The organism is Exiguobacterium sp. SL-10 (genome assembly GCF_004337025.1).
Taxonomy (GTDB): Bacteria; Bacillota; Bacilli; order Exiguobacteriales; family Exiguobacteriaceae; genus Exiguobacterium.
The window spans coordinates 15,255-34,722 of sequence record NZ_SJUP01000018.1; the positions used below are offsets into that span (position 1 = coordinate 15,255).

A 19,468-nucleotide genomic window follows, 5' to 3' on the forward strand; every position below is an offset into this window, starting at 1 on the left:
CGCGGACCGTGCCTTGTTTGTTAGGACTGCATCTCAGCAGTCGCCAACAAAGAAGACGTCAAATGCGATAAGCCTTGCGTCGTCTCGTTGATGGCTGAGATCGTCTCGACCATTTGGCCGAGGTCTTGCTTATTGCGTTCAAATGATAGGACGTAATTGCCCATCTCGTCTTTGACGGTCGAAAAACCGACTTTGACGGCGCCGAGTTGGCGCATCGCTTCGTCGTTCGTCCGATGCATCTGGCCCATCTGGTCGAGCAGGGCGGCGATGTTTGCCTCATTTTCATGAATGAGGACGTTAATTTGACTGCTCAGTTGTTTCGCGTTTTCGGCGAGCGTCCGCACTTCGGTCGCGACGACGGCGAAACCTTTGCCGTGTTCACCGGCCCGAGCCGCTTCAATCGATGCGTTCAAGGCGAGCAAGTTCGTCTGATTGGCAATCTGTTCGATGCTCCGCGTCATACTGACGATGTCTTGTGAACCGTCTTTCAGGGCAGTGATGCGTTCGAGTGAGGCATCGATATACGTCGTCGATTGCTTGAACTCGGTTTCCATCTGCTCGATTTGTTCACTGTTCGTATGCGTCAAGTTCATCAAGTGTCGGCTCAACGTCTCCGTCTGCTCTGTTTCGGATAAGACTTGATGGGCTCGTTTGCTCGTCTCGGACATGGCGTGGCCGGTCTGTTCCATCGTCGTCGCAACTTCGGTGCTGACGCGGTTCACGTCGTTCAATAATGTCATCCGGGCTACATTCCCTGATTCAATTTCATCGAGTCTGGCATCGACATATTGCTCTGTAACGATTTGCGCGTCCAAGTTCATCGCGTGGGATAAGGCGAGGAGTGATTCGGTCATCGTGGCAGGATCGTGTTGATAATGTTCGACGATCTTAGGGATGAGTAACGTGTTGAAGGCGGAATACGTCGCGAGGAACCAGACGACCGGTACTGAGAAGTGGTGATGCGTCTGACCCATCCGCTTGCGCATGGCGAGAAACTTGTCATCGATGTTCCCGGTCAACAAGCTCCGGAAGTAGTCAGCGAATACTTTTTTAAGTCGCTCGCGTGTCGACGAGGCGTTGGCGATTTTGACCATGTCGGGTTGAAGCATCAAATGATCGAGTACGTTTTCGAGTACGTCATCTAACACCGACTCGACGAGCGGGGCCATCGTTTGAAGTCGTTTGACTTGAGAGGACGTATAGCCCATATAATGCGCCCGTCCGTTCAAATTCGGATCGGTCGGTTGGGCGATCGTCGTCATATCGGGGAAGCCGATCGATGCGACGTAGGCGGTAGATTTTGATTTACGGAACAATGCCATGTTTTATTCTCCTTTTTTCTCATATAGCTAAAATGCCATTCTCCTCTATATCGGCAAAGATGTGAAAAAAATGAGAAATTGATGTGCGAAGAAGCAGGTTGTGCTCGTGCTAGAAGCGGGAAGAAAAAAGAGAAGGCGGTTCGGACATTTTTGAGAAATGGGGTGTTCCGTTTGAAGAACACGGTCGTGTTATTGACGATTGTCAGTGCCCTCAGCAGTCAAATCTTGCCTCAAATTTTGTTTTTGTCCATCATGGCGGTCGAAGACGGCGTCGGGCGATTAATTCCGTTCATGATTTTTTATGTCGCGAGCATGTCGGGGCTATTGCTTTGGGTGTATGTCATCGGTCGGCTTGGGTCGAAGCAAACATTTTTACTCGCGCTATCGGTCTTGGTCGTTGGTCTCATCTGCTTCTTGTTGCCGTTCGCTTGGGGCATCGAAGTGAGCGCATTTTTAGTCGGTGTCGGCTCGATTGGTGTCGGTTCGATTATGACGACGATTCTATCACAGCTAGGCGAATTGTCGGCACCCAAAGAACCGTCAGACGAGAAAGGGAGTTCGTTACCTCTTGTGCTCGCCCTCTTGGCCTGGGTCGTCGCCTTCTCCTATACACTGATCCAGTCGTATAACGGGGCCGTCGTCCTCTTTCTCGTCAGTCTCGTCCTGCCGTATCTGTTCGTGAAAAAGCTTCCGCTCGAGAAAACGGCGACGTGGACGTGGGAGACGGGGAAGTTCGTGCGTGCTTTCATCGCCGTCACCGTGTTCACGTTGGTCAGCCGTCTCCTCAGTCTGTTGGAAGGGGCGAGCGGGTACGTGGAAATCTTTTTATTGATGATCGCTCTGCTCGGATACGTCGGATGGGTGCTGTTCCAAGAGCGGACGCAGACTTATGTCAGCGCGACCCGGACGCGACAAGTCCAGTTGCTCTCTTTCGTTGTCGGCTTGTTCGGCGGATGGACGTTGATTGGTGCTGTGTTCGTCAGTCTGGCCTTGTACTCGTTTCAAGTGATCTTGTTCTATGTGTTTATCCCCTTCCTAGCAGGTGTCATCGGTTGGATTTTGTTGAGCCGTGTGTTCGATGTAGCGCGCCATCCGTATTACGTCCTGCTCGTCACATCGCTGTTATTTTTCTTGAGTTTTTTTGAGCCGCTTCTGTTCATCCCTGTCTTGTTTGTGAGCGGGTACGTCCAGACGATGTATGCGAGTGCGGGTCACGTCTATTTGTACGCATCCTACGGGGACAATAAAGAGTTCGCTTCGCTGCTCTTGCAACTATGGAAACGATTCGGGATGGTCGTCGCCTACTCGGCGCTTATGGTTGGACTATTAGGATATGGTCTCTACGTCGGCCAGTCGGTCAATGCCGAGCTCTCCTTTAAAATCCCGCGCGACTGGATGGTCGGTGTGCTCGGTCTGACCTGGTTGTTCAACGTTGGATTGATCACCCTCTACTGGTTTCGCATCCAAAAAACCGTTCAAACATCAAAATAATTTCCTCTAGCTTTTTCATATCGGTTTTGTTTATAATGAGGAGTGATGTTTAACTAGTGACGGAAAAGGAGTGTCCTTTAATGAATAAATCGTTGATCGATTTCGTTTACGAAATTCTTCAAAAGACTGGGGAGCAACCAGTTTCATTTGATGAGATCCGTGAGCTGATCAGACAAAACTATACGTTCGCGAGTGAAGAGGAAGAGCTCGAGAAAATCGCGCAACTCTACACGGACATGAACATCGACGGACTATTCGTCAACTTGGGAGCTAACCGTTGGGCGCTTCGTGTTTGGTATCCGTTCGATAAGTCAGACGAAGATCTCGTCATCGAGGCACGCCAACGCGGTGAGCTCGATGAGTTCGAAGAAGAGATTGACGAGACGGATGAGGGAATCGTCGACATTGAAGACGACCTTGACGTCTTTGCAAAAGGTGAAGATTTTGACGCATCTGAATTCGATGCCGAGGACGCAACCGAAAAAGTGGAAGGCCTTGACGAGTTCGAGGACGAAGACTTGGACGACGACCTCGACTTAGAAGATGAGGATGATTTATAAGAGACCGCAAAAAGCCGGGCATTTGTCCCGGCTAGGCGTGTCTCTTTTTCTTTTTTGACAGTTTCAAAAAAAGAAAAAATAATGACTTGACGACTGCATCGTCTCTGACGTAAATTAGTCATGGGCTAGTTTAGCACGTAACGATGCAGCAAAAGTGTCCTCCATTTCAGTGGGGGCACTTTTGCTTTTTTTGTTTTTTCGTTTCCCGTTGTGGCATTCAAGAGAGGAGAATGATGATGACAAAGTATATTTTCGTAACAGGTGGGGTAGTATCTTCACTCGGTAAAGGGATCACAGCCGCTTCGCTCGCACGTCTACTCAAAAACCGAGGTTTGAACGTGACGATTCAGAAATTTGACCCGTATATCAATATCGACCCAGGGACGATGAGCCCGTACCAGCACGGGGAGGTGTTCGTCACGGATGACGGCGCCGAGACAGACCTTGACCTCGGTCACTACGAGCGTTTCATCGATATCAACTTGTCGCAAAACGCCAACGTGACATCAGGTCGCATCTATTCGACCGTATTGAAGAAAGAACGCCGTGGCGACTATAACGGAGGAACGGTCCAAGTTATCCCGCACATCACGAACGAGATTAAAGATCGCGTCTTCCGCGCCGGTCGCGAGACGAACGCAGACGTCGTCATCACAGAGATTGGTGGAACAGTCGGGGACATCGAGTCGCTTCCGTTCATTGAGGCCATTCGTCAAGTGAAGAACGACATCGGCAAAGAGAACGTCATGTACGTTCACTGTACGCTCGTCCCTTACCTTCGCGCTGCCGGTGAGATGAAGACGAAACCGACACAGCATAGCGTCAAAGAGCTCCGCAGTTACGGGATTCAACCGGATATCATCGTCCTCCGCACTGAACACGACATCCCGGAAGATATGCGTGAGAAGATCGCCTTGTTCTGTGACACGCGCAAAGAAGCGGTCATCGAGGCACAAGATGCGTCGACGCTTTACGAAGTGCCGCTCAATCTCCAAAAACAAGGAATGGACCAACTCGTCAACGACTACTTCGGCTTCAACACACCAGCCGCTGACATGACGGCTTGGAAAGAGCTCGTCCACACGGTCACGCACCTCGAGAAGAAAGTGAAGATCGCGCTCGTCGGGAAATATGTCGAACTTCGCGACGCGTACATCTCAGTCGCCGAATCACTCAAACACGCCGGTTACGCCTTCAATGCCGACATCGACATCGACTGGGTCAACGCCGAAGAAGTGACGGCAGAAAACGTCGAGACGCTGCTCGGAGATGCTGATGGGATTCTCGTCCCAGGTGGATTTGGAGAACGCGGCATCGAAGGGAAAATCGAAGCGACGCGTTATGCACGTGAGAATAACGTCCCATTCTTCGGGATTTGCCTCGGCATGCAGCTCGCCACGGTCGAATTCGCCCGCAACGTTTTGAAGCTCGACGGTGCCCACTCGGCGGAAATCGATCCGACGACGAACTATCCGATTATCGATTTGCTTCCAGAACAAAAAGACATCGAAGACCTTGGCGGAACGCTTCGTCTCGGCCTGTATCCATGTAAGCTCGAGCCTGGCACGAAAGCGCACGCCGCTTACAATCAAGAGCTCGTTTATGAGCGCCATCGTCATCGTTATGAGTTCAACAACGAGTATCGTGAAGCGTTCGAGGCAGAAGGGTTCAAGTTCTCAGGAACGAGCCCAGACGGCCGTCTCGTCGAAATCATCGAGATTCCAGAGCACAAGTGGTTTGTCGCGTCACAGTTCCATCCAGAACTCATTTCGCGCCCAGAGCGTCCGCAACGCTTGTTCCACGATTTCATCCAAGCTTCACTCGGCGAATGAGCCAAAGGTCACAGTCTCAGACTGTGACCTTTTTTCTCGGGCAAAAGGCTGATACATTCCGAAGCGCGAGATGGATACATCGATCTAGGAATCCGGGTACACTAAGAGTAGAACAGGGAGAGGGCGATGCGACATGCAGAAACGAAGGATGATGTATATCGGATATGGGGCGGCGCTCGTCACGCTTAGTCTGTTGCCGTTCGTCGTCTTGCCGACGCTATACCTTCCTTATCAACTCGGGTGGACCGGAGTGGTATTGCTCGCGCTCTCGATTGGCTTATTACGGTCGATTCGAGAGGGGTCGAATACGTACTTGAAACAGATGCTCAAAGTCACGTTCACGTTGTTCTTGTTATTCGTCTTCGTGTATTACGTCTCGTTCGGTCTCGTTTTATACGATTCATATGGGCTCGAGCGACTGCTCGAACAGTATGAGGACCAGGCGATGTGGCTGTTTGCCGCGTTCAGTTTCCTGCAACCGATCGCGCTCCCTGTCCCAGAGGCGATCAGCGTTCCGATTGGAAGTGTCGCCCTCGGACCGCTGCGAGCGGCCTTGATCGGAAGTGTTGCGACGACGCTAGGCATTCTCGTCATGTACGGACTTGCCCGATTCGGACGGGAACGGATCATGCGCCTCATCGACGCCGACAAACTCGCGACGTACGACCGATACGTGGACAAATACGGACTCGGCGTCTTGCTCGTCTTGTTCATCATCCCGATTTTGCCCGACGAGATCATCTGCTTAGCTGCCGGCTTCAGTCGCGTGCCGTTCCCACGTTTCGTGTTGATCGCCATCGGTGCGAAGCTTCTCACGTCGTTCGGTCTCGCGTATTCGGTCTCACTCGGTGAATTATTTATCACCGGTGCGAGTCCGTTTGCGGTCGTCTCGGTGACGGCGAGCCTCTTGCTCGTCATCTTGGCGCTCGTCTGGCGGAAACGAAAAAAAGGAAATTCGAATTGATGTCTCGAAACAGTCAGGAGCACAAATAGAGAGGACGAGGGTATGGTTCGTGATGAAGAATTACTGATTCGACCGATCGAGGCACGTGATTTAGATCGGTTATGGGAATTGATGTACAAAGACGAAGCGCCGGAATTTAAACAATGGGACGCTCCGTATTTTGCACATCGGGCACAAACGTATGAGGTATACCGAACGAGTGCGGACGAACACATCGGCCGTGACGACATGTGGGTCATCGAGGTCGATGGGATCGTCTACGGGACGGTTTCCTTCTATTATGAAGACGATGGACAGAACTGGCTCGAGGTCGGGATCATCCTCCATCAAGCCGACCGCTGGAATCGAGGTATCGGGACACGGGCACTCAAACTGTGGATCGACCATCTGTTTCAGACGCTGCCGACGGTCCGTGTCGGGCTGACGACATGGTCTGGCAATGAGCGGATGATGAGAGTGGCCGAGAAGGTCGGCATGCAACTCGAAGGTCGGATTCGCCAGGTACGTATCGTCGACAACGTGCGTTACGACTCGATTCGCATGGGTGTATTGCGAGAAGAATGGATGACAGAAAGCGCTAAGTCTCGGTAGAGGCTTAGCGCTTTTTAGGTGTGGAACAGTTGGCGATATTGGAGCGGGGTCATTTGTTTATACGTCTTGAACGTGTTGATATAAGCCGTACATGAAGCGAAGCGATATTTCTCACCGATGGTACAAATCGGCAAGTTCGTCCCGAGCAAATCAGCGATGGATGCATCGATGCGCCGGCGCCGGATGCGTTCCGGCACACTTTCGCCGACTTCCTGCTTGAATAGTGTCGACAAATAATTATTCGATAACCCGATTTGGTGGGCGATCCACGGGAGTGACAACTCGGGCTCCTTCAAATGGTCTTCAATCAAATGAATGGCTGTCGTGACGTTCGGATTGGTCGACACGGGCGGAGATAAAAATGCCATCATCTTCGTCAAATAATCAACGATGACCGGGATCGCATAAATAAAATCAAGCGTCGTCGTCAACTCGTCAATCAAGATGAGGAGCGCGCTCGTATAATTGAGGGCGGTTTGGACGTTCGGATTATTGACTGGGATTAAGCGAATCACATGATAGACGAGACCACGATAGTAAAAGCGGACACTCATATACTCATCTGAGACGGGAAGCTTAAGCAAATCGAGCGTCAGTGTTTCGAGTAACTGCTCGGCTCGAATCGGATGAGAGCTACGGAGCGCGCTCACGATCTGTTGGTCAAGCGTATAAAAATTTTCCACATGCTGAAAGTCATCGAACAACTTTCGATCACGATGAAGGTTGTTCAGAAATTGGCGTTTTATTTTATTTTCCAACGGATGATTCACTTCTTTCGTCGTACGATCGGGAACCGTTTATTTATTGCGTGGAACGTTCCGCTTGTTCGCTTGTTTCAGCTCGGCGATTTCGCGAGAAAAGACTTCTTCGTGGGAACGGGCGGATGATTCGAGGCGGTGTTCGAGTTCTTTGCTTTTTTGTCGATACGTTTCGGCGACTTGTTTCGTCCGCTGTTGATGCTGATTAAGCTGCTTGTTATGCGCATCGAGATCAATTGGCTTTTTCGTCATACATGATATGCCCCTTTCAAAAGATGGTCAAACGGACAGGCGCGGCACAAGCGAGGCTCGACCTGTAGTCTTTAAAGGAGGAAACGGCTCCTTTCCTTAGCTTACGAAGGGAGCAGTAGGTTGGAAAGTTAGGTCAACACGAAAGAAGCGGTGAAAAAGAATAAAAATGTGACAAATTTGTGTCTAAAACGTGAATCCTTTCTCACAGTATTCTAGCGATAAATGAGAACAAAAAATCCGCAGACGTGAGGTCTACGGACGATGATGTTATTTTACAGCTTGATCTTTGATCGGGAACCAACCGGCACGCGTCGTAATGGCGTTCCAGAGCGGAGCCGGGACGGCGAGTTCGGCTTGTTTGTTCAAGTCGAGTTCGGTCTCGATTTCGTCTTCCCGACCGTCTTTCACTTTCTCTAGCCAATCCGGGTCGATGATGAGTTCGCGGCCGAGCGCGGCGAGGTCGATGACGTTCAATGCGTCTTCGACTTGACCTGGGCGCTGAAGCTGTCCGACTCCGATGAGCGGGACGGCACCGTTGATGCGTTTAGCGATGCGATCAATCGATCGCTCCGTCACGTTCTCGTTCCGCATCGATCTGATGTTGAAGTTCCAAAGCGAGGCGTGGAGGTAGTCGAGATTTTCTTCGAGCAACATATCGATCAATACGTCCGTATCGTCGAGCGTGATGCCTGGCTCTTCGACTTCTTCAGGGGAGAAGCGGTAGCCGATTAAGAAATCGTCTGCGCCTTCAGCCGCACGCTTCACTGAACGGATGACTTCACGTGGGAACGTGAGACGTGCGTTCACATCGCCGCCGAAGCGATCGTCGCGTCGATTCGAGTGAGGTGAGAAGAACTGTTGAATCAAGTATGTGTTCGCCCCATGAATCTCGACACCGTCAAAACCGGCCTCAATGGCACGACGTGTCGCGTCGCCGAACGCCTCGATGATTGTCTCGACTTCTTCGGTCTCGAGGGCACGCGGCGTGGCGGCTCCTTCACGGACCGGTGCGACGGCACTAGCACTCACAGGTTGTTCGTTCGGTACGAGTTCCGGAGGAGACATGCGTCCTGCATGGAAGATTTGGAGAATCGCTTTCGCACCTTCCGCTTTTAAACTCTCAGCGAGTTGACGTAACCCAAGGATGAACTTGTCGTCATTCACACCGAAGGCGTTCGGGAATCCTTTACCGTCCTCGGTCACGTAAGCACATGCCGTGATGGCAAGTCCGACGTTCTTCGCCCGTTTCCGGTAATAAGCGAGTTCGTGCTCCGATACCTCACCCGTCGGTTCAGACGAATAGTGCGTCATCGGCGCGAGCACAAGCCGATTGTGGAGCTCGACGCCGTTTTTGAATTGGAAAGGTTGTAACATGCGTTTCATAAAAAAACTCCTCCTTGTTGGTGATACCTTGAAGTCTAGTCTTCTCTTTTTAAAATTGCGAGCGGGACGCTTTCTGAGGAGCAGGTTGCACACTCGGTGAGCGGGTCAATGGTTGAACATGTGAGAATAGGGTATAATACAGGAGAAAAGTTGATAACCGGTTGGAGACTACAGAGAGACCACGACATGGGGGGCGAAGCCTTGTTTTGTTGTGGTCTCTTTTCATATACATCTGACCGGATACATTATAGGAGGGGACAAGATGGAAATCAAAAATTTCTCAGCGAAAGAACGTGCCAAACGATATGAACAATTGACAGGGGAGCGCCATGATATTCTCGTTGTCGGCGGAGGGATCACCGGTGCTGGGATTGCACTTGACGCCGCATCCCGCGGAATGAAGACGGCCGTGCTCGAGATGCAGGACTTCGCAGCCGGAACGTCGAGCCGATCGACGAAACTCGTCCATGGTGGATTACGTTACTTGAAACAGTTCGAAGTCGCGCTCGTCGCCGAAGTCGGGAAAGAGCGTGCCATCGTCTATGAGAACGGGCCACACGTCACGACACCGGAACGCATGCTACTACCGATGCATAAAGGTGGCACATTCGGGCCACTCTCGACCGCAGTCGGCTTGATGGTGTATGACTTCTTGGCTGGCGTGAAACGTGCTGAACGGCGCTTGATGTTGAAGCCGGATGAAGTCATTCAAAAAGCACCGCTCGTCAAAAAAGACGGCCTCGTCGGTGGCGGCTATTACGTCGAATACCGGACGGATGACGCCCGGATGACCATCGAAGTCGCGAAAGAGGCGGCGAACCATGGTGCCCTCTTGATGAACTATTCGAAAGTGACCGGCCTCATCTACGAGCAAGGCAAAGTCGTCGGCGTACATGTCGAGGACCAAATCGACGGCAAGACGTATGATGTCTATGCGAAGAAAGTCATCAATGCGACCGGTCCTTGGGTCGACGTGCTCCGCGAACAGGATGGCTCGAACAAAGGGAAGATGCTTCGTTTGACGAAAGGGATTCACCTCGTCATCGACCAATCGAAATTCCCGCTCAAACAAGCCATCTACTTCGATACGCCGGATAAGCGGATGGTATTCGCGATTCCACGTGACGGGAAGGCATACGTTGGGACGACAGACACGTTCTTCGATAAGGATAAAGCACACCCACGGATGACGACTGAGGATCGTGACTATATTTTAGAGGCGATTCACTATATGTTCCCAGACGTGAACGTGACAGCGGACGACGTTGAGTCGAGTTGGGCCGGGATTCGTCCACTGATTTATGAAGAAGGCAAAGATCCGTCTGAAATCTCACGGAAAGATGAAGTGTGGCAGTCAGAGAGCGGCTTGATTACGATCGCCGGTGGGAAGTTGACCGGTTACCGCAAGATGTCAGAGACAGTCGTCGATTTGGTGGCGAAACTGCTTAAGCAAGAAGAAGGTATCGTCTTCCTTGCCTCGCGCACGAAACATATGCCGATGTCTGGTGGTCATGTCGGTGGTTCGAACGGGTTCGACGATTTCTTGACGAAGAAGAAGGCTGAACTGAAAAACCTCGGTCTCGAGGATGACAAGGCCGAACAGCTCGTCCGTCTGTACGGATCGAATATCGACCGTGTCGTCGAACGGATGGATACGAACGCGTACGACCTTCCCGAGATCGTCTACGCACAGCTCATTTACGGTATCGAAGAAGAGTCGGTCGTTCGAGCCATCGACTTCCTCGTCCGCCGCACTGGCGCGATGTTCTTCGACATCGATTTTGTCCGCAACTATAAAGATGGCGTGCTCCGTGCCATGGCCGACGTCTTTAAGTGGTCGGATGCCCGTCTCGCTGAAGAGCGGGCCGAAGTCGACAAAGAGATCGACCTCGCTGTCGTCCCAGTGACGGTTGAATAATGAAACGAAAGGAACCTCGCCGCGGCGAGGTTCCTTTTCATATGCCTAATTCGTCATAATACGCCATGATGCGTTCGTCGAGTGCCTCGACGACGTCCTCATCGCCCGAAAAATAAAGGATGAGATATGTCCCGTCCTCTCGGTATACTTCTGCCTCGACCGTCAACGTTGTCGGCCGCGCCTCGAAGATGACGTTAATTGTTCCGAGCGGGTGGGGCATCGCTTCGTCGAGTGTCGGGTCTGCCGCAAGTCGTTCCATCTGAGAAATGTCAGATTCTCGAATCGGCTCATCGAACGTCTCGGATAGAACAGCGAACGTATCCGCAAAGTCCCCTAATTCGGTATCGATTGAGGCGGCAAGAGGGATATCCTCTTCATAAAAGACGTTCAGGTCGTTATCGTCGCCAAATAACGAGGCGCTGAGTGCGACCATACTTCCAATCGTCAAGACGAACAACACGTATAACAAATATTGTTTCATAATGTAACTCCCATTCGCTTCATGTCTTTAGTATACCAGTGCATCATGTGTTTAGAAATGGGGACACAATGGTATTGAAAAAGATGGAAATAAGGGAGGCGGAGGTTATTCGATGAAGCGAATAGTTAAGATTAGTGGTGTCGTCCTCATCTTATTGCTCGGCGGGCTACTAGTCGACACAGATCGTCTGTTTGCCGATATCTACTATACGAAAGTGCCGAGCAGAAACGTCACCGATCAAGGGACGACATACACGTATGAGATGATCGGTTATGACGAAGAAGGGAAGAAACGTCCGATCACGCTCCGGGCGCCGACGCGATTGGCTGAAGGTGATTTCCTAAAAGTGTATATCAAAGACGAGGGGAAAGTGACCGCCTACGAGTCGGTAGTGGAATCCGAAGTGCCAGCCCAGTTGAAGGACGAACAGACCGACGAACCGGTATCCATCCCGTTGCCTTGATTTCAAAATAGTCGCGTCGCCAAATGAAAGTGGATTTGGTATGGTTAGAGTATTGCAAACTATGGAGAGAAGGTAGATGGATGTCACGGATGTTAATCGCAGACGATCAAGACGGGATCCGGTTGATGTTGGCGCAAGTGTTCCAAAACCTCGGCATCGAGGTCGACACGGCGAACGACGGACTGAGTGCCTGGGAAAAACTCGAACAGAACGGATATGATTTAGTATTGCTCGATATGAACATGCCGCGCATGTTCGGCCATGAAGTGCTCCGCAACATGCGCCAACAAGACATCGATACCCCGGTCATGATTATGACCGCGTTCGGAGAGAAATCGACGCTCGAAGAAGTGCAACGGCTAGGCATTGCTGCGCAATTTGAGAAGCCGTTTGATATTTACGGTATGATTGAAAAAGTGAAGGAAGTCCTGAAAATCACGTAATTCGTCACGAAGATGACATATGTAAACGCTTGCGCAGAGCCATTTCTATGCCCGAATAGCATAGGCACACGTTTCGACGTGTGTTATAATGGGAACGAATTGCACGGGGGCATTTTTCCCAAAGTGCACAATAGCGAACAGACAGGAGGATGTCATTATGCCATTAGTATCAATGACAGAAATGCTTAACAAAGCATTCGAAGGCAAGTATGCAGTCGGCCAATTCAACATCAACAACCTCGAGTGGACGCAAGCGATTCTTCGCGCTGCGGAAGACGAGAAATCACCAGTTATCCTCGGTGTATCAGAAGGTGCAGCGAAGTACATGGGTGGCTTCACAACAGTTGTTAAAATGACTGAAGGTCTCATGCACGACTACAACATCACTGTTCCAGTTGCAATCCACCTCGACCACGGTTCATCTTTCGACAAGTGTAAAGCAGCGATCGACGCTGGTTTCACGTCTGTTATGATCGACGGTTCACACCACCCGATCGAAGAGAACATCGAAATGACGAAACAAGTCGTTGAATACGCACACGCTAAAGGCGCTTCGGTTGAAGCGGAAGTCGGCACAGTCGGCGGCGAAGAAGACGGCGTAGTTGGCGGCGTACAATACGCTGACCTCGACGAGTGCGTACGCGTCGTTAAAGAAGCGAAAGTTGACGCTCTTGCGGCAGCACTCGGTTCTGTACACGGAGAATACCAAGGCGAGCCTAAACTCGGCTTCAAAGAGATGGAAGAAATCGCGGAAGCGACAAAAACTCCACTCGTTCTTCACGGCGGTTCAGGTATCCCTGAGCACCAGATCAAAAAAGCAATCGAGCTCGGACACAGCAAAATCAACGTTAACACAGAGTGCCAACAAGAATGGACTCGTGCCGTACGTGAGAAGCTCAACACGGACTCGAAAGTATATGACCCACGTAAAGTCATCGGCCCTGGTGTCGAAGCGATCTACAACGTCGTTACTGGCAAAATGCGTGAGTTCGGTTCAAGCAACCAAGCATAATCCTGTCACATCAGTCGGTTCTCCCTGTGAGAACCGGCTTTTTTTATGGAGCGCTCATCGGTTCGATGTTTGCCATCGCCGCTCTGATGCAAAGGGTGTAGCAATTCCACGACACTTTCCTCATAATAAGAAGTGTAAGCGATCACAACACCATTCGAGGAGGAATTGGACATGCGTTTTTTCATTGACACGGCAAACGTGGAAGACATCAAGAAAGCTCATCAGATGGGCGTCATCGGGGGCGTGACGACGAATCCATCGCTCGTCGCCAAAGAAGGCGTCGATTTCCATACACGGCTACGCGAAATCTGTGAGATCGTCGGGGATCTCTCGGTCAGCGCGGAAGTTATTGCGCTCGACGCAGCGGGTATGGTGGAAGAAGGAAAGGAACTTGCGGCCATCGCGCCGAATATTACTGTCAAGGTACCGATGACGCCAGCAGGTATGGAAGCGGTCAATACGTTTTCACAACTCGGCATCAAGACGAACGTGACGCTCATCTTTAACGCCAACCAAGCGCTACTCGCGGCTCGGGCCGGCGCGTCATACGTTTCACCATTCATCGGTCGTTTGGATGATATCGGTCAAGATGGTCTCGACCTCATCGAGACGATTGCCAATATCTTTGCCATCCATGGCATCGAGACAGAAATCATCGCAGCTTCCGTTCGCCATCCGGTCCACGCGACGAAGGCGGCCCTTCTTGGAGCCGACATCGCCACGGTACCATATAAAGTCATCGAACAGATGATGAAACATCCGCTCACTGACAAAGGGATCGAGCAATTCTTAGCGGATTGGAACAACGCTCAATCCAAATAAGTTTGTCGCAGAAAGGTTTGATCATCGTGGAAATTCTCCATATCGTAGGACAGCAAAAACTTGAAGGAACAGTTGACATTAGCGGGGCCAAACAAAGCGCATTACCTTGTCTCGTCGCAGCACTTTTGACGGAAGAACCGGTGACGATTGAGAACGTCCCCGTGATCGAGGACGTCGAAGTGATGCTCAGTCTATTACAAGAACTCGGAGTCGCGATTGAACGAGACGGGGAGCGGATGACGCTTCATGCGAAAGACGCTGTCGCCATGCCACTACTCGGCTCAGAAACGCGTAAAGTCCGAGCCGCTGTCTATTTGCTTGGGGTGTTTGCGGCTCGTTTTGGGAAAGGGGCCGTCGGGCTTCCCGGTGGATATGCGATTGGTCCACGACCGATCGATTTACATTTGAAAGCACTCGAACGTCTTGGGATTAAAGTCGAGAACGAGTCGGGACTGTATCATGTGAACGCTGAAAAGTTGGAAGGGAATCGGATTTATCTCGATCTCCGTTCATTCGGGGCGACGGTGAGCGCGATGCTCGCGGCCGTGCTCGCTGACGGGACGACCGTCATCGAGAACGCGGCCATCGATCCGGAAATTGTCGATGTCGCGACGATGCTCACTTCGATGGGGGCCCACGTCATCGGGGCGGGTACCGACGAGATTCGTATTAAAGGGGTCGATAAACTCCACGGTTGTACACATACACTCATCCCTGACCGCTTAGAGGCCGGGACGTTTATGATTTATGGCGCGGTCGCGGGCGAAGTGACGGTTCGAAACGTCATTCCGACCCATTTAGAAGGTGTCATTCAAAAACTGATGGATTACGGAGCTGAAGTCGAAGTGGACGAAGAATCGGTCACGGTGCGGGCGAACGCTTTTCATCCGATCGATATTCGCGTCTTCCACTATTCGGGGTACCCGACCGACCTGCAGCCGATCATGTCGGCCGCGTTGTTGAAAGCGGATGGGACGAGTATCGTCACGGACAAGCTGTACGCCCAACGTTTCCGCCATATTGCGGAGATGCGGCGTATGAACGCACAAATCACGCTCGAGGACGCTTCGGCCGTCATCCGTGGCGGCACGACACTCGCCAATGCGGAAATGGAATGTGCAGACGCACGGAGCGGGGCGGCACTCGTCTTGGCAGGACTTCAGGCAAGCGGTGAATCGACAGTGATTCACGCAGAAAAATTGAACGATTCATATGTTGATTTCGTTGGCAAACTAAAACAACTCGGCGCTCTCGTCTGGGTCGATGAGGCGTCCGAGTAACAAAGGGGAGAATTCGGGTGGAACGTAGTTTATCAATGGAGTTGGTCCGAGTCACAGAAGCGGCAGCGCTATCTTCGGCTCGTTGGATGGGTAAAGGCTTGAAAGAAGAAGCGGACGACGCGGCGACGACCGCGATGCGTGAAGTGTTCGATACGATCCCGATGAAAGGGGTCGTCGTCATCGGAGAAGGTGAGATGGATGAGGCACCGATGCTCTATATTGGGGAGAAGGTCGGGAACGGCTACGGCTCACGCCTCGACGTCGCCGTCGATCCGCTCGAAGGGACGAGCATCGTCGCGACGGGTACGTGGGGAGCGCTCGCCGTTCTTGCCGTCGCCGATGCTGGAGATTTATTGCACGCGCCGGACATGTATATGGACAAGATTGCCGTCGGTCCGGAAGCGGCCGGATTGATCAGTCTCGACAATTCGATTGAAGAGAATATCGCCATCGTCGCCAAGGCGAAGAACAAGAACGTCGAAGACGTCGTCGTCACGATTTTACATCGTGACCGTCACGAAGAGATGATTCAACGTGTCCGGGCGACAGGTGCCCGCATCAAGTTAATTCCAGACGGAGACGTGGCTGCGGCCATCAATACGGCGTTCCCGAAAACGGGCGTCGACTTATTGCTCGGCTCGGGCGGTGCACCGGAAGGCGTCATCGCAGCCGTCGCCATGAAATGTCTCGGTGGTGACTTCCAAGGTCGTCTGTTGCCTGAAGACGAAGCCCAAGAGAAGCGTTGCCAAGACATGGGCATCGCCGATACGGGACGGATTTTATTGCTAGACGATCTCGTCAAAGGCGAAGACTGCATCTTTGCCGCGACGGGCGTGACGGACGGGGAGCTTCTCCGCGGCGTCCAGTTCACCGGACAGGGCGGTCAGACGCACTCGGTCGTCATGCGTGCCAAGTCAGGGACGGTTCGCTTTGTCGAAGGCATCCACTCATTGAAGAAAAAACCGAAAATGGTAATGAAACCTTGATTCTCTCGAGCTGTGGACATGACGTCCACAGCTTTTTTGATGTGTTCTTACATATTTAATATGCGGCTAGAACGGGAATGGGAAGACAGGAGGTTTCAATAGTAATTTGTTAAGTTGACAGGTCGACTTCCTTCGAAACTTCTTGAACGCAAGAGGCGCTATCCCCGGCGAAGTGATCAAGGATGTCGGCAGCGGATTGAATTACAAGCGTAAGAGGTGGAACATTCTGTTGGACGAGGTGATGGTTGGGGAAATCTCTCAAGTGTATGTGACGCACAAAAACCGATTCATCCGATTCGGTTTTGACTGGTTCGAGTCATTGTTCGAGAAGAACTGGGCCGAATTGATCGTCGTCCACAATGAAGACCTGTCTTCTCAAGAAGAGCTCGTCCAAGACTTGATTTCCACCATACATGTGTTCCCTTGCAGGATTTATGGCCTTCGTAAGTACAAAAATAAGATAGAGGGAGATGAGGAGGTTGTTGAAAGCATACAGGACGGAAATCAGGCCGAGCGACGAGCAGGCAGTGATGATCCATAAGACGATTGGGACTTGCCGGTATGTCTATAACCTCTATCTGCAAAAGAACAAAGAGGCGTATAAAGCCGACTCTTCGTTCCTCTCAGGCTACGACTTCTCCAAGTGGTTGAACAACGAACACGCTAGACGAGAAGAGTTCGCGTGGATAAAGGAGGTCCCGAGTAAAGCTGTCAAACAGGCGATCATGAACGCGGAGACGGCATATAAGAAGTTCTTCAAGAAGCTGGCATCCTTCCCGTGTTTCAAGAGAAAGAGCGACTACGGTTCGTTCTACCTGATCGGGACAATCCATGTGAAGCGTCATCTCATCCAACTGCCCAAGTTGGGCAAGGTAAGGCTGAAAGAGAAAGGATACATCCCCTCTGCCGGTGTGAGGAGCGCCACCGTCTCTCGCGAGGGCGACCGATACTTCGTGTCTGTACTGGTCGAGGAGCAGGAGGCTTGCAAGAAAAAGTCAGGACCATCCGAAGGTATCGGCATCGACATGGGAATCAAGATGTTTCTGTATACGTCCGATGGCGAGCATGTGGCGAACGTCAGCAGATCCAACCAACTCGCCAAGCTGACAAAAAGTCTGAAGCGTCAACAACGGAAGCTGGCCCGGCGTGTAAAAGGTTCTGCCAATTTTCAAAAGCAGAAGGTAATCGTCCAACGGTTGCATCGACGCATCCGAAACATCAAGACGGACCTCAAGCGAAAGACCGTTCTCAAAATCGTGAAGAAGAATCCACAGTTCATCACGATCGAACATCTCCATGTGAAGGGCATGATGAAGAATCGAACCCTCTCGAACGCGTTCCAGCAGATCGGGATCGGGTATTTAACCGACTGGCTGAAGGTCAAGTGTGTCGAATACGAAATCGAACTGAGGCGCGTGGACCGGTTCTATCCATCCAGTCAGATTTGTTCGTGCTGTGGAGAGAGGAAGAAGATGCCCTTACATGTGAGAACGTATGATTGTGAACATTGCGGGATGAGTTTGGATAGGGATTGGAACGCGAGCATCAATTTGAAGAACGCAAAAGACTACACTGTGTTGGTGTAAAAAAGGGAGCGTAACTGCTGATAATACAACACAACATATAAGTTTTAGATCTTATACGGTGGGCTACATCGGAATTCACGCCTGTGGACTATGGACACAACTCGCTCATGCGAGACATAGGTCGAAGCAGGAAACCATCTAAAACAAAACGTTGAACACGTTTGTATATGTTTTTAGTAGCAGGTGTGTGTGATGATTGAAGTGGAATCGCTCGTCAAAACGTTCGGGGATGTCCCAGCCGTCGATGGCATCTCATTTTCGGTACAGGAAGGCGAGATTTTTGCGTTCCTTGGACCGAACGGGGCCGGGAAGTCGACGACCGTTCAAATGTTGACGACGCTCGTCCGACCGACCGAAGGGAAGGCGCGGGTAAATGGATTTGATGTCGTGAAACAAGAAAAAGACGTCCGACTGTCAATCGGTGTCGCTCTGCAGGAGACCGGGATCGACAAAGTATTGACCGGACGGGAACTGCTCGTCCTGCAAGGCCGGTTATTCAAAATGACGAAACAAGAGGCGGAAACGCGCGCCGAAGAATTGCTCCGTGTCGTTTCATTGACTGAAGCGGCCGACCGGAGAAGCGGGACGTATTCGGGTGGGATGCGGCGCCGGCTCGATTTAGCGCTCACACTCGTTCATCGACCGACCGTCTTGTTTTTAGACGAACCGACGACCGGGCTTGATCCTGCGAGTCGCATTGAAATATGGAATGAAGTGAGACGACTGAACGAAGAGTTCGGCACGACGATTTTTCTGACGACCCAATACTTAGAAGAAGCGGATGAACTGGCCGATCGCATTGCTATCATCCACCACGGGAAACTCGTCAGTGAAGGGACGGCGGAAGAGCTGAAGCGTCTCGTCGGCGGCGAGACGATTTCGATGATGTTTCATAGTTCGCAAGAGGCGACGGCGGCCGCGGGTCTGTTCGGTCACACGGCTTCAGGCCTCGAGGTTGGCTTCGAACTGCACGACTATACGTTAATGGATATCGTCCGTCGACTCGATGAACAGGGACTTCAACCAGAACGCCTTACCGTGAAGCAACCGTCGCTCGATGACGTGTTTTTAAAAGTGACCGGCGAATCATACGAAGGAGGTGTGCCGGATGTGGACTGAGACATGGCTCTTCACGAAACGGAGTCTCATCACGACGATTCGTAATCCGTTTTCATTCATCCCGAACTTGATTATCTCTGTCTTCTTCCTGCTCGTGTACACGAGCGGTCTGTCGAGCGTCGCCTCACTCCCGCAGTTTGACGGGAGCGCCTATTTGAACTTCATCTTACCCGTCTCAATCGTTTCTGGGGCGGTCGGTGGGGCC

The 19,468-nt window shown here is 51.6% G+C and carries 19 protein-coding genes and 2 pseudogenes; 16 read left to right on the forward strand and 5 right to left on the reverse strand.

What is annotated here, in order from left to right:
* Positions 1-20: 20 nt before the first annotated feature.
* Positions 21-1,322, reverse strand: a complete 1,302-nt coding sequence (locus EVJ33_RS14360; RefSeq protein WP_131438162.1) for a globin-coupled sensor protein — start codon at positions 1,320-1,322, stop codon at positions 21-23.
* Between the two features lie 171 nt (positions 1,323-1,493).
* On the opposite strand from EVJ33_RS14360, the gene EVJ33_RS14365 reads away from it, so the two are divergent.
* From EVJ33_RS14365 to EVJ33_RS14385, 5 genes are all read left to right on the forward strand, one after another.
* Positions 1,494-2,813 carry an MFS transporter gene (locus EVJ33_RS14365; RefSeq protein WP_131438164.1) on the forward strand — a complete coding sequence of 440 codons (1,320 nt, stop codon included), beginning with the start codon at positions 1,494-1,496 and terminating at the stop codon, positions 2,811-2,813.
* Positions 2,814-2,893: 80 nt separating this feature from the next.
* Positions 2,894-3,373: a DNA-directed RNA polymerase subunit delta gene (gene rpoE / locus EVJ33_RS14370; protein WP_131438166.1), complete on the forward strand. Its 480-nt coding sequence runs from the start codon at positions 2,894-2,896 to the stop codon at positions 3,371-3,373.
* Between the two features lie 236 nt (positions 3,374-3,609).
* Entirely contained in the window at positions 3,610-5,205 is a 1,596-nt protein-coding gene (locus EVJ33_RS14375) for a CTP synthase (RefSeq protein ID WP_131438168.1), read from the forward strand.
* 133 nt (positions 5,206-5,338) lie between these two features.
* A complete protein-coding gene (locus EVJ33_RS14380) occupies positions 5,339-6,169 on the forward strand; it encodes a TVP38/TMEM64 family protein (RefSeq protein ID WP_131438170.1) in 831 nt (276 codons plus the stop codon).
* Positions 6,170-6,211: 42 nt separating this feature from the next.
* Positions 6,212-6,760, forward strand: a complete 549-nt coding sequence (locus EVJ33_RS14385; protein WP_131438172.1) for a GNAT family N-acetyltransferase — start codon at positions 6,212-6,214, stop codon at positions 6,758-6,760.
* A gap of 14 nt (positions 6,761-6,774) precedes the next feature.
* Here EVJ33_RS14385 and EVJ33_RS14390 read toward each other — a convergent pair whose 3' ends face one another.
* From EVJ33_RS14390 to EVJ33_RS14400, 3 genes are all read right to left on the reverse strand, one after another.
* On the reverse strand, positions 6,775-7,443 hold the full coding sequence (locus tag EVJ33_RS14390) for a helix-turn-helix transcriptional regulator (RefSeq protein ID WP_131438174.1): 669 nt from the start codon (positions 7,441-7,443) through the stop codon (positions 6,775-6,777).
* A gap of 114 nt (positions 7,444-7,557) precedes the next feature.
* A complete protein-coding gene (locus EVJ33_RS14395) occupies positions 7,558-7,770 on the reverse strand; it encodes a hypothetical protein (protein WP_131438176.1) in 213 nt (70 codons plus the stop codon).
* A 267-nt stretch (positions 7,771-8,037) separates the two neighbouring features.
* The gene (locus tag EVJ33_RS14400) at positions 8,038-9,153 is read right to left on the reverse strand and encodes an NADH-dependent flavin oxidoreductase (protein WP_131438178.1); all 1,116 of its coding nucleotides are present in this window, start codon (positions 9,151-9,153) and stop codon (positions 8,038-8,040) included.
* A 262-nt stretch (positions 9,154-9,415) separates the two neighbouring features.
* Between EVJ33_RS14400 and EVJ33_RS14405 the strand changes: the two genes are divergently transcribed.
* Positions 9,416-11,071, forward strand: coding sequence for a glycerol-3-phosphate dehydrogenase/oxidase (locus EVJ33_RS14405; RefSeq protein WP_131438181.1), 1,656 nt, complete (start codon positions 9,416-9,418; stop codon positions 11,069-11,071).
* 37 nt (positions 11,072-11,108) lie between these two features.
* Here the strand turns inward: EVJ33_RS14405 and EVJ33_RS14410 are convergent, their stop codons facing one another.
* Positions 11,109-11,552: a hypothetical protein gene (locus EVJ33_RS14410; RefSeq protein WP_131438183.1), complete on the reverse strand. Its 444-nt coding sequence runs from the start codon at positions 11,550-11,552 to the stop codon at positions 11,109-11,111.
* 112 nt (positions 11,553-11,664) lie between these two features.
* Here EVJ33_RS14410 and EVJ33_RS14415 point away from each other — a divergent pair, with 112 nt between their 5' ends.
* From EVJ33_RS14415 to EVJ33_RS14460, 10 genes and pseudogenes are all read left to right on the forward strand, one after another.
* The gene (locus tag EVJ33_RS14415) at positions 11,665-12,015 is read left to right on the forward strand and encodes a YxeA family protein (protein WP_131438185.1); all 351 of its coding nucleotides are present in this window, start codon (positions 11,665-11,667) and stop codon (positions 12,013-12,015) included.
* Between the two features lie 80 nt (positions 12,016-12,095).
* On the forward strand, positions 12,096-12,458 hold the full coding sequence (locus tag EVJ33_RS14420) for a response regulator (RefSeq protein ID WP_236634648.1): 363 nt from the start codon (positions 12,096-12,098) through the stop codon (positions 12,456-12,458).
* Positions 12,459-12,615: 157 nt separating this feature from the next.
* Entirely contained in the window at positions 12,616-13,470 is an 855-nt protein-coding gene (fba, locus tag EVJ33_RS14425) for a class II fructose-1,6-bisphosphate aldolase (protein ID WP_021066099.1), read from the forward strand.
* A gap of 171 nt (positions 13,471-13,641) precedes the next feature.
* Positions 13,642-14,292: a fructose-6-phosphate aldolase gene (gene fsa / locus EVJ33_RS14430; RefSeq protein WP_131438187.1), complete on the forward strand. Its 651-nt coding sequence runs from the start codon at positions 13,642-13,644 to the stop codon at positions 14,290-14,292.
* A gap of 26 nt (positions 14,293-14,318) precedes the next feature.
* Positions 14,319-15,572: a UDP-N-acetylglucosamine 1-carboxyvinyltransferase gene (murA, locus tag EVJ33_RS14435; RefSeq protein ID WP_131438189.1), complete on the forward strand. Its 1,254-nt coding sequence runs from the start codon at positions 14,319-14,321 to the stop codon at positions 15,570-15,572.
* Positions 15,573-15,589: 17 nt separating this feature from the next.
* The gene (gene glpX / locus EVJ33_RS14440; protein WP_029594665.1) at positions 15,590-16,558 is read left to right on the forward strand and encodes a class II fructose-bisphosphatase; all 969 of its coding nucleotides are present in this window, start codon (positions 15,590-15,592) and stop codon (positions 16,556-16,558) included.
* A gap of 118 nt (positions 16,559-16,676) precedes the next feature.
* Positions 16,677-17,099 (forward strand): annotated as a pseudogene (locus EVJ33_RS14445) (IS607 family transposase); the annotation flags it as partial.
* Complete coding sequence (locus EVJ33_RS14450; protein WP_483297316.1) at positions 17,029-18,144, forward strand: RNA-guided endonuclease InsQ/TnpB family protein; 1,116 nt, start codon at positions 17,029-17,031, stop codon at positions 18,142-18,144. The pseudogene EVJ33_RS14445 and the gene EVJ33_RS14450, both read left to right, overlap by 71 nt.
* A 192-nt stretch (positions 18,145-18,336) precedes the next feature.
* Positions 18,337-19,263 carry an ATP-binding cassette domain-containing protein gene (locus EVJ33_RS14455; RefSeq protein ID WP_131438195.1) on the forward strand — a complete coding sequence of 309 codons (927 nt, stop codon included), beginning with the start codon at positions 18,337-18,339 and terminating at the stop codon, positions 19,261-19,263.
* Positions 19,253-19,468: pseudogene (locus EVJ33_RS14460) on the forward strand (ABC transporter permease); the annotation flags it as partial. The gene EVJ33_RS14455 and the pseudogene EVJ33_RS14460, both read left to right, overlap by 11 nt.

Excerpts from the sequence above, each read along its gene's own strand:
- EVJ33_RS14360 (WP_131438162.1), bottom strand. The coding sequence starts at position 1,322 with ATGGCATTGTTCCGTAAATCAAAATCTACCGCCTACGTCGCATCGATC.
- rpoE (WP_131438166.1), top strand. The coding sequence starts at position 2,894 with ATGAATAAATCGTTGATCGATTTCGTTTACGAAATTCTTCAAAAGACT.
- EVJ33_RS14375 (WP_131438168.1), top strand. The coding sequence starts at position 3,610 with ATGACAAAGTATATTTTCGTAACAGGTGGGGTAGTATCTTCACTCGGT.
- EVJ33_RS14380 (WP_131438170.1), top strand. The coding sequence starts at position 5,339 with ATGCAGAAACGAAGGATGATGTATATCGGATATGGGGCGGCGCTCGTC.
- EVJ33_RS14385 (WP_131438172.1), top strand. The coding sequence starts at position 6,212 with ATGGTTCGTGATGAAGAATTACTGATTCGACCGATCGAGGCACGTGAT.
- EVJ33_RS14395 (WP_131438176.1), bottom strand. The coding sequence starts at position 7,770 with ATGACGAAAAAGCCAATTGATCTCGATGCGCATAACAAGCAGCTTAAT.
- EVJ33_RS14400 (WP_131438178.1), bottom strand. The coding sequence starts at position 9,153 with ATGAAACGCATGTTACAACCTTTCCAATTCAAAAACGGCGTCGAGCTC.
- EVJ33_RS14405 (WP_131438181.1), top strand. The coding sequence starts at position 9,416 with ATGGAAATCAAAAATTTCTCAGCGAAAGAACGTGCCAAACGATATGAA.
- EVJ33_RS14410 (WP_131438183.1), bottom strand. The coding sequence starts at position 11,552 with ATGAAACAATATTTGTTATACGTGTTGTTCGTCTTGACGATTGGAAGT.
- EVJ33_RS14415 (WP_131438185.1), top strand. The coding sequence starts at position 11,665 with ATGAAGCGAATAGTTAAGATTAGTGGTGTCGTCCTCATCTTATTGCTC.
- EVJ33_RS14420 (WP_236634648.1), top strand. The coding sequence starts at position 12,096 with ATGTCACGGATGTTAATCGCAGACGATCAAGACGGGATCCGGTTGATG.
- fba (WP_021066099.1), top strand. The coding sequence starts at position 12,616 with ATGCCATTAGTATCAATGACAGAAATGCTTAACAAAGCATTCGAAGGC.
- fsa (WP_131438187.1), top strand. The coding sequence starts at position 13,642 with ATGCGTTTTTTCATTGACACGGCAAACGTGGAAGACATCAAGAAAGCT.
- EVJ33_RS14450 (WP_483297316.1), top strand. The coding sequence starts at position 17,029 with ATGAGGAGGTTGTTGAAAGCATACAGGACGGAAATCAGGCCGAGCGAC.
- EVJ33_RS14455 (WP_131438195.1), top strand. The coding sequence starts at position 18,337 with ATGATTGAAGTGGAATCGCTCGTCAAAACGTTCGGGGATGTCCCAGCC.